The 16,396-nt window shown below is 69.8% G+C and carries 10 protein-coding genes and 1 pseudogene; 5 read left to right on the forward strand and 6 right to left on the reverse strand.

The annotated features are described in order from the left end of the window. The first annotated feature begins 758 nt into the window (after positions 1-758). Positions 759-1,412, forward strand: a complete 654-nt coding sequence (locus tag ACI2LY_RS01770; RefSeq protein ID WP_404705344.1) for a hypothetical protein — start codon at positions 759-761, stop codon at positions 1,410-1,412. A 94-nt stretch (positions 1,413-1,506) separates the two neighbouring features. Here the strand turns inward: ACI2LY_RS01770 and ACI2LY_RS01775 are convergent, their stop codons facing one another. The 6 genes and pseudogenes from ACI2LY_RS01775 to ACI2LY_RS01800 form a co-directional block, all read right to left on the reverse strand. Then, positions 1,507-1,788, reverse strand: coding sequence for a GntR family transcriptional regulator (locus ACI2LY_RS01775; protein WP_404706462.1), 282 nt, complete (start codon positions 1,786-1,788; stop codon positions 1,507-1,509). A 43-nt stretch (positions 1,789-1,831) separates the two neighbouring features. Beyond that, a complete protein-coding gene (locus tag ACI2LY_RS01780; RefSeq protein ID WP_404705345.1) occupies positions 1,832-2,311 on the reverse strand; it encodes an ATP-binding protein in 480 nt (159 codons plus the stop codon). 675 nt (positions 2,312-2,986) lie between these two features. Continuing rightward, positions 2,987-3,532, reverse strand: coding sequence for an epimerase (locus tag ACI2LY_RS01785; RefSeq protein WP_404705346.1), 546 nt, complete (start codon positions 3,530-3,532; stop codon positions 2,987-2,989). Between the two features lie 21 nt (positions 3,533-3,553). Further along, a complete protein-coding gene (locus tag ACI2LY_RS01790) occupies positions 3,554-3,730 on the reverse strand; it encodes a hypothetical protein (protein WP_404705347.1) in 177 nt (58 codons plus the stop codon). 229 nt (positions 3,731-3,959) lie between these two features. Beyond that, positions 3,960-4,285 (reverse strand): annotated as a pseudogene (gene cutA / locus ACI2LY_RS01795) (divalent-cation tolerance protein CutA). A 583-nt stretch (positions 4,286-4,868) separates the two neighbouring features. Continuing rightward, positions 4,869-5,762 carry an SDR family oxidoreductase gene (locus ACI2LY_RS01800; protein WP_404705348.1) on the reverse strand — a complete coding sequence of 298 codons (894 nt, stop codon included), beginning with the start codon at positions 5,760-5,762 and terminating at the stop codon, positions 4,869-4,871. Positions 5,763-6,101: 339 nt separating this feature from the next. Here ACI2LY_RS01800 and ACI2LY_RS01805 point away from each other — a divergent pair, with 339 nt between their 5' ends. The 4 genes from ACI2LY_RS01805 to ACI2LY_RS01820 all read left to right on the forward strand — a co-directional run bounded on the left by ACI2LY_RS01805 (position 6,102) and on the right by ACI2LY_RS01820 (position 16,395). Then, entirely contained in the window at positions 6,102-6,653 is a 552-nt protein-coding gene (locus ACI2LY_RS01805; RefSeq protein WP_404705349.1) for an EF-hand domain-containing protein, read from the forward strand. Between the two features lie 384 nt (positions 6,654-7,037). Further along, positions 7,038-7,862 carry a methyltransferase domain-containing protein gene (locus ACI2LY_RS01810; protein WP_404705350.1) on the forward strand — a complete coding sequence of 275 codons (825 nt, stop codon included), beginning with the start codon at positions 7,038-7,040 and terminating at the stop codon, positions 7,860-7,862. A gap of 38 nt (positions 7,863-7,900) precedes the next feature. Then, entirely contained in the window at positions 7,901-9,169 is a 1,269-nt protein-coding gene (locus tag ACI2LY_RS01815) for a cytochrome P450 (RefSeq protein ID WP_404705351.1), read from the forward strand. Next, positions 9,166-16,395 (forward strand): amino acid adenylation domain-containing protein, encoded by a 7,230-nt coding sequence (locus ACI2LY_RS01820; RefSeq protein ID WP_404705352.1) that lies wholly within the window; start codon positions 9,166-9,168, stop codon positions 16,393-16,395. The genes ACI2LY_RS01815 and ACI2LY_RS01820 overlap by 4 nt, the downstream gene beginning before the upstream one ends. Position 16,396: the final 1 nt, after the last annotated feature.

Consider the following 16,396-nt stretch of genomic DNA (forward strand, 5'->3'; position numbering starts at 1 on the left):
TCCTGACGAACAGTCAGGTCGATGACTGGACATCGCTCACACTTTCACCCTCGGTCCCGCCTGCCGACGGCGCCGTCCACGCCTGATACTTCAGCGGGCCATCACGCCCGTGAGGCACCCGACCGTTTCGCCTGCATCCCGGCAGAGATGACAGCAGCGCCACAGTTGTGAGGTCTCGACAAACACCCGCAACGAGAGAGCGCACATCCGTGACCTCCTCCCCGACCAACCGTCATCAAGGAGCACGGCCCGGCCCCCGAGCTGCCGGTCACCCTCGACATGCCGGGCAAGGTCGCCGACTTCCTCCGCACCATCGAGTTGGAGGCCGCCGAGCGGGCCGCGCTCGACCAGGGGGGTGACCGTACGGCGCGGCCAGGGCTACACCTTGCGCGTGACAGCCGTCCCAGTGGTGCACCAGCAACTCCTCGCCCTCTGCCAGCCTGTCGACGGCGCTCAAGGCGTCCCAGCAGTACCAGCTCAGCGCAAGGCCCGCCGTGAGTATGAGAGCCGGGTCAGCGCACTCACACCTGCCCGTGATCGTTCTCAGCGGCCAACCGCTGTACCGATGTTCTCCGAGGCCGATCCCCGCGCAGGTGAGGAGCAGTCGACGAGCGCGGCGATTTCCTCCATCAGATTGGGGCCATCCCCGCACGTGTAGGAAGCAGCTTCTGCGCTCTCAAGCTGATGGCCCGTCGGCGATCGGTAACGATCGCACACCATGGGGGCGGTGACTCAATCGCCCATGTGATGATCTTGCGATGACGAGTGAAGAAACCTCAATGCAAGACAAGGGTCCGAACCGGGCGCTTTTTCCCGAGGCACCTTTGGCGGCTTCGAAGCACATTCGTAAGCTACCAACAACCGTGCTGGCACCCACCGTGTTGCTGTCCCTCGCCCTTGGCGCCGGCATCGGTTACACCGTTGCGCACTCATCCACCTCTACAGGGGCCTCAACGACCGGAGAGGCTCCGACCATCTCCGGCATCAGCAAGAAGAACGTCTGCAAGCTCGTGAGCGAAGCAATGCAGCGAGATCTCAGCATCAGAGCGGCGTCTCCCATGGCTGAGGACCAGGGTGGCGCCTCCTGCTATCTCTCGATGACTGAAGACGACGCGGCCGAACCGGCCGGGTTCGTTGTCGCCTTCTATCCCACCTCAAAGTCCCTGCAGCAGACGGTAGACGGCACAGACGTGATACCGGAGAAGGCGGAGCCGCTGCTGGTCCATGGACGAGCCGCCGCCCGTCAGGTTCTCTACGGCGACACCTGGAAGGCGCAGCTCACGCTTGACGTCGGCAAGGGCGCAGTGCTGTACGTCGAGCGCTACGGTCCCAAGGATTCACTGTCCGAACGAGAACTCCGACGCTCCGTCGACGATCTTGCCGCGAGTGTCCTAGAAGATCACAAAGCATAAGGCCAAGCGGCCACCCCCTGATCAGAAGCTCTTACGAAACGCTGCGGTCGCGCACACCTGCGGCGGAGACCATCCCCCGCGTGCGAGGAGCAAATCAGCGACGGCCTCGGCGCCGGGAAGACCACGGGAACATCCCCGCGCGTGCGGGGATCCGGGTCGGCCGGTCGGCGTTCTCGGCCTCGCCAGCGACACGCGGCCGACCGGACGACGGGCTGAAGGTCACAAGTCCCTCAGCCTCAAGGTCTCGGAGAGCAAGGAATGCCCGCTCGACTGATGCCTCCGAGCAGCCTGCTTCGACGGCGATGCGACGGGCAGACAGCCATGACCCTGCGGGGTGCTCACCCTTCTTGATCGCCTGCCGTAAGTGATCAGCGATTGCGTCGGCTCGCGGGCCGGGCCGCTCGTAAAACCCTGGCTGCCTATCTCTGTCGCTCCGCCTGTCGCGGCTCGGCGGAACTCACACCAGGTCTCCTGCCCCCGCTGCCCCAGGCGTCGGCCAAGGTTTGAACAAGGAGGAGCCCGCGGCCAGAGGTGTCGTCAGGCCCCACCTGCCTCAACACCGCTGGGGCGGGGTTCTTGTCGATCACGGAGACCAGGACGAGGTCCTCGGCGATGTGGATCGTCAGCTTGACGACACCCCGTCCGTGCCCGATCGCGTTGGTCACGAGTTCCGACACCGCCAGGACCACGTTGCCGATCAGCCATCGCGGTAGCCCCACCCGCCGCAGGACAGCCGCCGTCGACACCCGCATTTCCGTGACCATGGACAGATTGGGCCGGAACACCGCTTGAAAGACGTGCTCCTCCAGCGGCACATCGGCGTCAGCGCGCCGAGGGCAAGGACGGGGGTCCAAGGGCTCCGTGGGCTTCGAGTCCAAGGTGGCGGTGCTCTGGCTCATGGTGGCCTCGGCTTCATGGGGATGGCAGACCGGATCTCACCAGCCCGGGGTGCTTCACCCGAAGGCGGCGAGTGGAGATCAAGGTTTCCCCTGGGGAGCCAGCCCCGCCATGTCACGCGGGGTATCACCTGCACCTCGTCGGGTGACACAGGTATCACCGGCATGTCATCTGGACCCCAATTGCCTCCAAGATCTCAACCCATGGCCGAAGTTGGGCGATTGCTGGTTGGCAAGGCTTACTCAGGCCGAAGAGGCATCGTTCGTTAACTCCGGCTGGAAGGGAGTCGTTGGAGATGAGAGAGCGGGCACGGACGCTGCTCCGACTGCTGGTCTGGGAACGCGGCTGGACATACGACAGGTTCAACCGGGAGTACGAGAAGGCGGCGCGGGAATTAGCCGCCGCGGCCGGCGAACCCCCTTCCACGGCGACGGTGGAAGAGCAGACGTTCCGCCGGGTGGACAGTCGAGGTGTTCACCAGTGAAGCATCGGCGAACCGGCTCGGATCCACTTCCCCCCTGGCCATCGAGGGTTGATCGTCAGCGGCCCAACTCGGCAAGAATTTCTGCCTCCTTCTCGGCAGAGATCCCATGTTCGGCCCAACGAGGGTGCTCGACGGGCGTACCGCCAGACTGCATCCACTCCCACGTGTCGCGGACGGTCTGCGCAAGAGGTCGTCATCCGAGCCCTGCCGCCTGCGCGCCCGAGGAGTCGACGTTCCAAACGCCCGCGTGGGTGCGCCAGAGCGGGAGCTCGGTCCAGTGCTGCACCCCGTGAGCCACGAGCATGTCATCAGGCGCCCAGACAAGTTCACCGGCACTCCCGGTTGCATCGCCGCAGGCACCGAGAAGGCCGCCCATGGTGTCGTGGCCCAACGGTGCGGTCACGTTGAACTCACCCCCGCTTGACGAAGCAGCCTGGTCCAGCGCGAAGGTTGCCACGTCCCGCACGTCCACCGGTTGGATCGTCTTGCTCGAGAGGCCAGGCGCAAGGATCGCGCCACCCTTTGAAGCGCGTCGCAGCCACCAAGGAAGACGGCCCACGTATTCGCCGGGCCCCAAGATGACGCCAGGCCGCAGGACCGAGACACGGGGCGCCCCGAACGCCTCCTTCGCCGCGCGCTCAGCACCGGCCTTCTGTCGACCGTAGTACCAGTCCGGGCCGTCCCAATACGTCGGAAGGCGCCCATAGTTCACGTCGGCATCTGCCGGTGCGTCCAGCAACTCCGAGAACTCTGTTAGCGGCTAGTCCGGCCAGCCACGGTAGGCGTTCACGGTCGAGATATAGACGTACTTCCGCGCCACGGGCTCCAGGGCCCGTGCTCCCTCAAGCACGTCGCGCGGGGCAAGCTCGGAGGCCGTGGTGTAGATCACGGCGCCCCAAGGCCCCTGCTGCCCCAATCGCGCCAGGTCTTCGCGCACGGTGCGATCTCCGTGATTCTCGTGCGTTCCGTCCGGCGCAGTGCCGGACCTTCCCCTGTTGAAGGCGTCCGCGGACCACCCGCGATCGAGTGCGGCCTGGGCAACTGCTCCTCCGAGAAATCAGATTCCGCCCAGTACCAGAATCTTCATGACGCTGATCCTGCCCGCCCACTCGCCCTCCGTGCCACCACCTCGGTACAACACGGGCCAGCTCAAGTGATCGCGCCCGTTACACGACCCGCGTCGTCTCCTCAGCGACCCACGCGAGGTTTGCCTCCGACCCGCCCGTAATCGGCAGAGTGATCCATTGGGGAACGTCGTACGGGTGCCGCTCGTGCAGCCAGGCTTCCAGTTCAGGCAGCCGGTCTGTCGTCGTCATGTACGAGATCCGCCACTCCCTCGCCGTCTCGACCTGATCCTTCCACCAGTAGAAGCGGTGATCGGGGCGTCGACGTGAACGCCTGCCGCCAACTTCCTCTCGACCGCCCCCCGCGCCAGCGCCCTTGCCTGACCCTCGTCGTCGCTGGTCGTCTGCGCGATCACGATGTCCGCCATGCCCTTGCCTCTCCAGCTCGGTGTTCTCCGAACCGACCCGGCTGGCAGGCAGGCAGGCACCGCCGTCGCTCTGACTCATCGCTGGTTACGCCCTACGAGTGAGGCCACCGCGCCACTCGGCTGCCTCCCGAGAAACGGGAGCTAGCGTGCCGACGTCGCGTCTGCCGACACGTACGCCCCTGCCCCAGGAGGGTGTTCCATGCGTGCTGCATTCATCGGAATTGCCTTGCTGTGCACGGCCTCGTCCGTCGCGAGTGGTTCTGCTGTCGCCGCGGGACACGGCTCGTATCGCGTGGTGCCCAAACCTCCAGGCTGGGATTGCGGCGGCTTCGATTGCCGGGCAGAGGACGGCCCTGGGGCGGCAAGGGTCGTCCACTGGTTCAAAGGGGCGGGCTTTGGCGGTTCCCTGCTGCGAGAGGGGAGCTCGAAGTTCGGCTACAAGCACATCGCCAAAGGCGGCAGCACCAACAACAAGACGAACCACCCCGTGGACGCCGCCGCGGTGAAGCTGTGGGGCAAAGCACTCAACAACCTCAGCCGGGGCAGCACCTCATTCCCGTATCCCGGTGGCGGTCAGGGACTTTCAGTTCCTGAGGTTCTTCAGCGCCGACGTTCCGCCGAAGACCCGGTCCAGGGCCCGGTCGGGCAGCAGCCTGGACAGTACCCGGCTGCCGGTTGCGTCGCGGCCGACGGTGTACCGGGTCCTGGGCCGCTCGGCGACCAGTGCGCGGAAGATCACCCGGGCGACGTCCTCGACGGTCGTGCGGCTGCTGCGGGCCGAGGTCTCATTGGCCTCCATGAAGCCGAGGAACGAATCGCGGTAGAGCTCCCGGACCAGTTCGGGCGCGCCCTCCAGAGCCCGGTTGCCCATGTCGGACATCTTGGACCAGAGGGGGGTCAGGACGGCGCCGGGCTGGATCACCACGACGGGGATGCCCTGGGGGGCGAGCTCGCGGCGGAGCGCGTCACTGAGGGCCTCCTTGGCGAACTGCGAGGCGGCGTAGGCGCCGAGGTAGGGCAGGGCGACGTTCCCGAGGCCCGAGGAGACGTTGACGATCCGGCCGGTGCCGACCCGCAACAGCGGCAGGAAGCTCTGCACCATCTGCACCTGGCCGATCACGTTGATGTCCAACTGCCGACGCATCTGCTCCATGGGAACGCATTCCAGGGGAGCCGTGACCGCGATGCCCGCGTTGTTGACGAGCCCCCACAGCCCGGCTCCGTCGAGCAGCTCCGTCACCTCGTCCGCGGCCGCCCGGACCGACTTCTCGTCCGTCACGTCGACGACCACCGGGGTCAGTCGGCCGACCGCCGCCGTGCGAAGCCGTTCCCCGTCCACGGAGCGGCGGACCCCGGCGAGAACGTGGAAGCCGACCCGGGACATGTGGAGCGCGCAGGCTTCCCCCAAGCCGGAGGAGGTCCCGGTGATGAGTACGGCCCGGCCTGCGGGCGATGTCGGACTCGACGATTTCAACACGTGTTCACTCCGGTTGAGGACTGGGAGAAGGGCTGGAAGACGGACGGGGCCGTGCTCTGCGGGACGGGCTGGCGGGGCTTTCCGCCCCGTTGCCCTGGTGGCATCGGTGGCGTGAGCAGCGAATCCGGCAACCGGAGCCGACGACAACACCCGGCGCACATGCACGGCGTTCCGCTCCCGTGGGCCGGACTTCAGTATGCGCAGCGGCCCCTACCGAACGCACTCCTACGGGTGGCCCGCCTGACCCAAAAGAGTGGAAGACGAGGATGAGCACTTTTGTGCGGAATGTACCTCGCGCAAGGGTGCTCGTGTACCCCCCTTCGTCCCCAAGGAGGACACGTGACCGCCGCAGTACAGGACGTCATCACCACCAAGCTCGAGCGCACCTTCGACACCATGGACGCCAACAACGACGGCTACCTGGACTGGTCGGACTACCAGAAGCTCGCCGACCGCTACATCCAGGCGTACGGCCTCGACAAGAACGACCGCCGGGCCAGGGCGCTGCAGACCTTCTGCCAGATCTACTGGCTGGAGCTTCTGCGCCACGCGGGCGTGGACGGCGACCGGCTGACGAAGGACCAGTTCGTCACCGCCAACCGACTCGCCGTCGTCGACACCAGCCGTCTCAACGTGACCGAGGGCGGCGGTCACGCGATCTTCGACGTCATCGACGTCGACGGCGACAACGAGATCAGCAAGGACGAGTTCGCACGCTTCCTGCGGGACGTGTGGAAGAGCGAAGCGCCCGACGCGATGGACATGTTCACGAAGCTGGACACCGACGGCGACGGCGCCATCTCGCGCCACGAGTTCATCCGCGCCGTCCGTGAGCACTTCCTGTCGAACGACCCGGAGGCGCCGGGCAGCCTGTTCTTCGGGCGCGTCTGAGCTGATCCGGTCGGTCCGTACGGGCCGACGGCGTGACCGCACCCACCGCATCCCACCGCATCCGTTCCGCCGGGCACGGCCTCGCACCCACCCTTTGTGAGGGTGAGTGCGGGCGTGCCCGGCGGGCGTGTGTACCGGGGACGCCTTTCTCCGCCCGACGACGGCCCCTCACGGCTCCCTCCGCGGCTCCCCCGTCGGCCGTTGCGCCGGACAGGTGAGACCGCGTCCCCGAAACGGTGAAATCGCAGCTCATCCGCCGCATTCAGGCCGACGCGCTTGGCACCATCGACACGCTCCCCACCTCCCGGAGGGCCGTTCGCGCAGGCTGGCCAGACCCCTCCCCAGCCACGGCGCGTGGCTCGACCACCCTGAAAGGTCTCCCTCATGCTGACGCAGAACCCTCATACGTCCGGCGACGTGGGGACCTTCTACGACCGCCACACGGACGTCTACGACCACGCCCTCGGCGGCAACATCCACGTCGGCTACTGGGAGGACGACGCGGATGACAGCTCCATGCGGGAGGCGACCGACCGGCTGACGGACCTCGTCACCGAACGCCTCGCCCCGGCCGAGGGCCAGCACCTGCTCGACGTGGGTTGCGGCCACGGCAGCACCGCGGCGCGCATCATCGCCCGCCATGCCGTGCAGATCACCGGCATCAGCGTCAGTGACTACCAGGTGGACCTCGCCAGCAGCCGCCCCCTGCCGCCGACCCTTCCGGGACGGGCAACGTTCCGGCTGGCCGACGCCATGGAGAACCCCTTCGAGGACGGGACCTTCGACGGCGCGTACGCCATCGAGTCCCTGATGCACATGAAGGACAAGAAGGCGGCCCTCGGACACATCGCACGGGTCCTCCGTCCCGGTGGACGGCTGGTCATCGCCGAGCACAGCCTCGCGGGTGAGCTCGCCGGGCCGGACGCATCCCGCATGGCCGACGCGTACGCCTACTTCAAGTTCTCGCTGACCACCGACATGTACGGGGAGCTGCTGCGGGAGGCCGGCCTGGAGGTGGTGGACCACACCGACATCACCGAGAACGTCCAGCGCTGCTACGGCAGCATGATCAGCGGCTGGCGGGACGCCGCGGACAACTCCAGCGGCGAGACGTCGCGCGAGTGGGCGGCGGCGGCCGACCTCGGCCACTGGTTCTTCTTCGACGTACCGGAACTCCGCTACGGACTCCTGACCGCCGTCCGCCCCTGAGCGCCGAGCACCGACTACCACCGCCGAGGTCGTACGCCATGTCCTCCCCTCCCTCCCGCGCCCGCGACAGCTGCCCCTACCGCCTGGACGGCAGCGCCGCGGACATCCACGGCGAAGCCGGGGCACTGCGCACCCTGGGGCCGGCCGCCCGGGTCGAACTGCCCGGCGGCGTACCGGCGTGGTCGGTGACCGACCCGGGACTCGTCCGGCGATTACTGGTCCACCCGCGGGTCTCCAAGGACGCCCACCAGCACTGGCCCGCATTCGTCAACGGCGACCTCCCCACCGACTGGCCCCTGCGGATCTGGGTCGACATCCGCACCGTCCAGACCGCTCACGGACCCGACCACACCCGGTTGCGTCATCCCCTGGTGCCCGCGTTCGCCGCCCGCCGCGTGCGGGCGCTCGCCCCGTGGATCGAGGAGACCACCGCCGTACTCCTCGACGATCTCGCGCGGGAGGCGGCCCTCGCTCCCGACGGGGTCGTGGACCTGCGGAAGCGGTTCGCCACGCGGTTGCCGTGGCGGACGGTCACCACGCTGGTCGGCCTGCCGGAATCGATGCACGACGGCTTCCAGGCCATCAACGACATGGTCTTCACCACCGACCTGAGCGCGAAGCAGGCGAGTGACACCGAGGCGGAGGCCGCGCGACTCCTCGCGGAGCTGATCGTGCTCAAGTCCGAGCAGCCCGGCGACGACATCGCCACCGCACTGGTCGACGCGCACCGCGAGGGCCTGCTCGACGAGCGTGAGGTGGGCGACAACATCTGGATGGTCCTCGGCGCCGGTTACGGAACCACGGCGAACCTGCTCGACCACGCCGTGGTCAACCTGCTCACCCATCCGGAACAGCGGGACCTGGCCGTGTCGGGGCAAGTCGGCTGGGATCGGGTCGTGGAGGAGACGCTGCGCCACCAGGCCCCGGTGGCCAGCTTCATGATGCGCTTCCCCACCGAGGACCTCCACGACGAACCGACGGGGCTGACGTTCGAGCGGGGCGACGCCCTCGTCATCAACTACGCCGCGGTCGGCCGCGATCCCGGAGTCCACGGCCAGGGGGCCGACCTCTTCGACGTCACCCGTCCCACCGTCCGCGAGCATCTGGCCTTCAGCCACGGCCCCACCTACTGCCTGGGGGCCGAACTCGCCCGGCTGGAAGGCCGTATCGTGCTGTCCGCGCTCTTCTCCCGGTTCCCCGGCCTCGGACTCGCCGTCGGTCCCGACCGTCTTGCCCCGCTCCCCTCCCTCATCTTCAACGGCCACCGGGAGATCCCGGTACGGCTCGAAGGAAACCCACACAGTTGAGCACCCACCCCGGATCACCGCACCCGTTGACGTCGTACCAGCGAGACATCTGGTCCGTCGGATCCCGAACGCCGGAATCACCGCAGTTCAACTGCGTGCTCCACGAGCGTCTGCACGGCGGCGTCGACCACCTCAGGCTCGCCGCCTGCGCGGAGCACGTGCTGCACCGGCACGAGACCTTCCGGCTGCGGTTCGCCGACAGCGCAGGCGTCCCCTTCCAGCGGGTGGCGCCGGAGACGATCCCGGTCACCGTGGTCGACCTCTCGAACGCGCCCGAACCGGAGACGGCCCGCGCCGAGTGGATGCGTACGTCGATGGGGCGCGCCCTGCCCATGGAAGGCGGCCCCCTGGTCGAGGCCACGGTCCTCCTGGAGGGCGCGGACGTCACGCACCTTCACATCAAGGCGCACCACATCGTCGCCGACGGCTGGACCCTCGACCGGCTGGGCCACGAGATCCTGCGGGAATACGCCCACGCCCCGGAAGACGACCGACGGAAGACCGACGCGGAAGCCCCGTCCTATCTTTCGTTCGTCGAAGAGGACGCCACCTACCTCACGGGTCCCGACGGCGACCGCGACCGCGCCTTCTACCGCGAGTACCTCGCGGGCGTGACACCCGCGTTGTTCACCCGTACGACGAGCGACGGCCCGCGCGAGCGAGGGCGGCACTCGTTCGTCGTCGATGGTGCCCTGGTGGATCGCGTCCGCGCCGCGGGCCATTGGCCCTCCACCTACGTCGCGGCCATGCTCGGCGTGTGGCTGACGCGCCTGCACCGCAGCGAGGAGGCGGTGCTCGGCATCCCCTTCCTCAACCGTCCGATGAAGCGGCACAGGGACGTGCTCGGCCAGTTCGCCAACACCCTTCCCCTGCGGATCGCGGCACCGGGCGGGTTGACTGTCCGGGACCTCCTCGCCGAGGTCCGGGACACGACCCGTCGGCTCCGGCGCCACGAGCGGCTCCCGCTCGGCGAGATCCTGCGCGAGGCGTCCCCGGCGACCGGGGGCCCGCGGCAGCTCTTCGACGTGACGCTGTCCTCCGTGAACTGGTCCCGGCCGGAGGTCCCGGGGGTCGTCCGGCGCAGTGCACTGATGGCCCCCTCGCACGACCAGGCGGCACTGAGCGTCCTGGTCTCCGCCTTCGACGACACGTCCGACATCCGTGTCGATCTGGATCATGCCCGCGACGTCTTCGACGAGGACCTCCCCGTCACCGCCGCGGCCGGTCAGCTCAGGGCACTCCTCGAGCACGGGGTGGACCTGCTGGACCGGCCGATCCGCGACGTCTCCATGCTGGCCCCGGCCGAGTACCGGGACCTCACCGCCGGACGCGCGCACGGCCCCCGGGCGCCCTATGCGGACGAGGCCACCCTGCACGGGTTGTTCGAGGCCCGGGCCGCCGCTCACCCGGAACGACCCGCCGTCATCACGGCGTCCGGCGGAACGCTGACCTACGCCGAGCTCGACGAGCGGGCCAACCGCGTAGCCCGCGCGCTGCGGGCGGACGGCGTCGGCCCGGACGACCGCGTCGCGGTGATGATGGAGCGAGGGCCGCGGCTGCCGGTCGCGCTGCTCGGCATCCTGAAGGCCGGCGGCGCCTACGTACCCGTGGACCCCGACCACCCGGCCGAGCGCGTGGATTTCCTGCTGCGCGACAGCCGCGCCAAAGCGGTGATCGTCGACGGCGAGCCCGTCGGCCTCCCCCCACATGTGGCAGCTCGACCGATCGACGACTTGCTGACCGGCGGCGGAGCCCCGGTCGAGCCGGTCGCCACCTCCCGGAACCTTGCCTACGTCATCTACACCTCCGGCTCCACCGGGCGGCCCAAGGGCGTCATGGTCGAGCATCACAGCGTGGTCAACCGCCTCGCGTGGATGCAGCGCCGCTACCCGCTCGGAGAAGGGGACGTGCTCCTGCAGAAGACGCCGGTCTCCTTCGACGTCTCGGTGTGGGAGCTGTTCTGGTGGGCCGTCGAGGGCGCGGCCGTGGCTCTGCTGCCGCCCGGCGGCCAGCGCGACCCGCGCGAGGTGCTCCAAGCGGTCCGCGAGCACCGGATCACCGCCGTGCACTTCGTCCCCTCGATGCTCGGCCCGTTCCTCGACCTGCTGGAGGAGTCGCCGGAGGCACGTCAGGGCATCGCGTCCCTGCGCCACGTCCACTGCAGCGGCGAGGCCCTGCCCGGGGCACAGGTCGAGCGGTTCAACCGCCTCATCGACTGGTGCCGCCGTGAGAGCGGCGCCGAGCGATCGGCCAGGCTCGTGAACCTGTACGGCCCGACCGAAGCGACGGTCGACGTCTCGTACTACGAATGCCCGACCGACCCCGCCCGCCCCGTCGCACGGGTCCCCATCGGCCGGCCGATCGACAACACCAGGCTGTACGTGCTGGGCGCCGATGACCAGCCACAGCCGGTCGGCGTCGGCGGCGAGTTGTGCATCGGCGGAGTCGGCGTCGCCCGGGGGTACCTCGACCGCCCGGAACTGACCGCCGAGAAGTTCGGCGACGACCCGTTCGTGCCGGGCGGCCGCCTCTACCGCAGCGGCGACCTGGCCCGGTGGCTCGCGGACGGCACCCTGGAGTACCTCGGACGGATCGACGACCAGGTCAAGATTCGAGGCCAGCGCGTCGAGCCCGGCGAGGTGGCGGCCGCCCTTCGCGCGGTCCCCGGCGTGCGCGACGCCGTCGTGGTGGGACGCGCCACCGCCGACCGGGGACTCGTCCTGGTCGGCTACTACGTCGCCGAGACCGCGGTCGCCGTCGACACGGCGCTGTTGCGCGAGCGGCTCGGGCGGACGCTGCCGACGTCCATGGTCCCGACGTTCTTCACCCGGATCGACGCGATCCCTCTGTCCCCCAACGGCAAGGCCGATCGCCGCGCCCTCCCCCCGCCGGACGACACCACCGGGACCGCCGCCGGAACCTGCGGGGGCGAGCATCCACGCAACCGGACCGAGGCGCTCCTCGCCGAGGTCTGGGCCCACGTTCTGGGCCACGACGCCGTGGGGGTGCACGACGACTACTTCGCCCTCGGCGGTGACTCGATCACCATGCTCAGGGTGCGCGCCGAGGCAGAGGCCCGGGGCCTGCGCCTCTCCCTCACCGACATCCTGCGGAACCCGACGGTGGCGGGCCTTGCCCCGTACGCCGAGGAGTGCGACGCGTCCGGCGCCGAGGCCGACCCGGCTCCGTTCGCCCTCGTGGCCGACGTGGACCGGGCCCGGCTCCAGGACGCCGAGGACGCCCATCCGCTGACCAGCCTTCAGCTCGGCCTGCTCTACCACAGCCGTCGGCACGAGTCGTCGGCCAGGTACCGGGATGTCTTCCGGTACACCTTGGAGATGCCGTGGGACGAGGAGAAGTTCCGCCGTGCCTTCGGCCGACTGGTGGCCCGGCACCCGGCGCTGCGGTCGGCCTTCGACCTGAACGGCACCGAACCGCTGCAGGTCGTTATGCCCCGGGCGCGCGGCGGCCTAGAAGTCACCGACCTGCGTCCCCTGGACGACGCGGCGGCCGAGGCCGAGGTGGCCGCGCACGTCGAGGAACGCCGTCGTCACCCCTACGCGTTCGACCGGCCGCCGCTGTACCTGTTCCGCGCCCACCTGCGTCCCGCAGCGGTCGACCTGGTCCTCAGCTTCCACCACGCACTCCTCGACGGCGGCAGCGTCGCGACCCTGCTCCAGGAACTGCTCCAGGACTACGCACACGGCCTCGGCCTGGACACCGGTCCCGTACCCGGATCGGTACCCCCCTCGCCTGCTGCCCACGTGCGACTGGAGCGAACCGCCCTGCGTTCGCCGGAGTCCCGGCGGTACTGGCGCGAGAAGCTGACCGGCTGCGATCCCCTGCCGGTCGAGTCGTTCTCGCCCCACCTGCCCGGCACCGGACACCGTCCGGCCTCCCACCGGGTCGACCTGCCCACCGACCTCGTCGAGCGGGTGCGGAGCCTCGCGGCCGAACACTCCCTGCCCGTCAAGTCCGTGCTCTTCGCGGCACACTCCCTGACGCTGGCGGCACTCGCCGGCACCCGTGACATCACCACGGGCCTCATCACCCACGGCCGCCCGGGGACAGCCGGTGCGGAGCGCACCGCCGGACTCTTCCTGAACACCCTGCCCGTGCGCCTGGACACCGCGCGGGACAGCTGGCTGGAGGTGGCACGCGCGAGCTTCCGTCAGGAACAGGAGGACCATCCCCACCGCCACTACCCGCTGAGCGCGATCCAGGAGGACCACGGCGGCCCCGTGCTGGACACCGCCTTCAACTACGTGCACTTCCGCCAGCTTTCCCGCGTACTCAGCCTGCCCGGTCTGCGCCTCATGAGTTTCCGCACCTGGGAAGAGAACGACTTCCGCCTCCTGGTGAACGCGATCACCGAACCGGACGGCACCGGCACATGGCTGCGGATCGACTGCGACGGGGAGACCTTCCCGGCCGAGCAGGGCGGCCTCTACGCGGACTGCTACCTGGGCATCCTGCACCGTCTGGTGGAACAGCCGTACGAAGCACCGGACTTCGCCTTCCTCGCCCCCCGCCCCGTCCTCGCCCCTCCGGTGGAGCACCCCACGGTCGTCTCCCGCTTCGCCGAGCAGGCGGCCCGCACCCCGGACGCGACCGCCGTGGTGGCGGGCGCGGAGCGGTGGAGCTACACCCAGCTGGCCGAGGCCGCCGAGAACGTGGCCGGGCAACTGTACGCGCTCGGCGCACCGGCGAACGCCCGGATCGGGGTCGCCATGAACCGGTCCCCGCTGACCATGGCGGTGCTTCTGGGCGTCATGCGCGCCGGATGCGCGGTCGTCCCGATGGACGTCGGCTATCCGCCGGCCCGGCTGGCCACCATGGTGGAGCAGGCCCGGCCCTTCCGCGTCGTGGCCGAGGCCGCGCACGCCCACCTCGCAGGCGACCCGGCACTGCTGCTGCCGGCCGAGTCGGTCGCCCTGCCGGGGCCGGGCGGGTCGGCGGGAGGCGGCCCGAACTCACTGGCGGAGGGCGGACCGGGCGGCAAGGACACCGCGTACGTCCTGTTCACCTCGGGCTCCACCGGAACCCCCAAGGGTGTCGTCATGCCACACCGCACCCTGGCCGCCCTGGTGGCCTGGCAGGCGACGGCGCCCAGCACCGTCCCCGGCGGCGTCACGCTCCAGTTCGCGCCGCTGAGCTTCGACATCTCTTTTCAGGAGATCTTCTCCACCCTGTGTTCCGGTGGCACCCTGTGCCTGGCCGACGACGCGCAGCGGCGCGACATGGCCGCCCTGCTGCGCCTGCTCGACCGCGAGCGTGTCGAGCAGGTCTTCCTCCCCCCGGTGGCCCTCCAGCAACTCGCGGAATCCGCAGGAGCGCTGGGCATCACACCATCAACCTTGCGGGCGGTCATCACCTGCGGCGAGCAGCTGCGCGTCACCCCGGAGATCCAAGCGTTCTGCGCCGGGCTGCCAGGGGTCGTCCTGGAAAACCACTACGGCCCCACCGAGACGCACGTGGTCACCGCGTTCACCATGACCGGGGACCCGGCGACCTTCCCAGCCCTGCCGCCGATCGGCCGCGCCCTCGACGGGGCCGAGGTGCACGTCCTGGACAAGCGGATGCGCCCGGTGCCGACCGGGGCCAGGGGCGACGTCTACCTGGGCGGCAACTTCCTGGCCGACGGCTACGAGGGCCGACCGGACCTGACCAAGGAGCGTTTCCTCCCGCACCCGTTCGCGGACGGGGGCCACCGGCTCTACTACACGGGCGACGTCGGCATGGTGCTTCCAGGCGGCGACGTCGTCTTCCTCGGACGTGACGACGCGCAGGTGAAGGTACGAGGCTTCCGCGTGGAACCGGCCGAGGTGGAGCTGGCCGTCACCGGCCTGGCGCACGGCTGTCCCGGCCTGCGCGACGCCGCGGTCGTGGCCCGAGAGCGGGCGGACGGCGAGACCTTCCTCGCCGCCTTCCTCCTCGGCGAGGGCACGGACGACGACCTGACCGGAATCCGCGAGCGGTTGCGCACCGTCCTGCCCGCCCACATGGTCCCCTCCCACCTGCAATGGGTCTCCCGGTGGCCCCTGACACCCAGCGGCAAGCGCGACGACGCCGCACTGCGCCGCACCCCGCTGGCTGCCCCCGGCCGCGCCCCCGACAGCGGACCGCGCGACACGTACGAGCGCACGCTCGCCGAGATGATGGCGGACACCCTGGGTCTGGACGCGGTGGGGACGAACGACAGCCTCTTCGACCTCGGCGGCACCTCGCTGACCGCGATGCGGCTGGTGGTCCGGATCGAACAGCTCTACCGGGTGCACCTCCCGCTGGCCGACTTCGTCGCGACGCCCACCCCCGCCGGGCTCGCTGCCCGGCTGCGCGACGGCGGGGCGCAGGCCGCGTTCGACCCCTTGGTGCCGCTCCGCCCGCAGGGCACTCGCCCGCCGCTGTTCATGGTCCACCCGATGGGGGGCACCGTGCTGTGCTACGTGGCGTTCGCCCGGCACTTCCCGGCCGACCGGCCGCTGTACGCGTTCCAGGCCGCCGGAGCCGATCCCGGCACGACGCCACTGCGCACGGTGGAGGACCTCGCGGGCAGCTACCTCACCGCGCTGCGCAAGGTGCGCCCGCACGGCCCGTACACCATCGGCGGGTGGTCCTTCGGCGGCTTCGTCGCCTTCGAGATCGCCCGCCGACTGCGGGCGCAGGGCGAGCGGGTGACCCTGCTGGTGGTGGACACCACCGCCCTGGAGCAGGGACCACGCAGCCCGCACGACGACGAGGCCATGCTGGAGTGGTTCTTCCACGAACTGCTCTGGCCGCGCGACGGCGGCACGGCGCCCCCTCCCGCCGTCCCCGGCGGGTCCGGCTCGCCGGAGGAGAGGTTCGCGTCCATGGCCCGCGTGGCGAGCGAGCGGGGCATCCTGCCGGGCGGCAGCACCGGGTCCGTCGTCCGTCGCCTGTTCGACGTCTACCGGGCGAACTGGCACGCGACGCTGGCCTATCGCCCCCCGCGCGAGGACCAGGACCTCACGCTGATCCGGGCCGCCGAGGTACTGCCCACCTCCCTGGCCGCCATGCACGGCGCCGCCCGCACCCGCCACGAGGACCCCTGCAACGGCTGGAGCGCCGTGACCGGCGGACAGATCCGCACGGTCCGGGTCCCCGGGGACCACCTCACGATGATGGAAGAACCGCACGTGGCCCGTCTGGCAAGCACCCTCGCCGAGCTACTGGAATCATCCGACCGCGACCACGGGGTGGGCTGAC

Origin of the sequence: Streptomyces sp. NPDC002176, from assembly GCF_044903645.1 — a bacterium.
GTDB lineage: Bacteria > Actinomycetota > Actinomycetes > Streptomycetales > Streptomycetaceae > Streptomyces.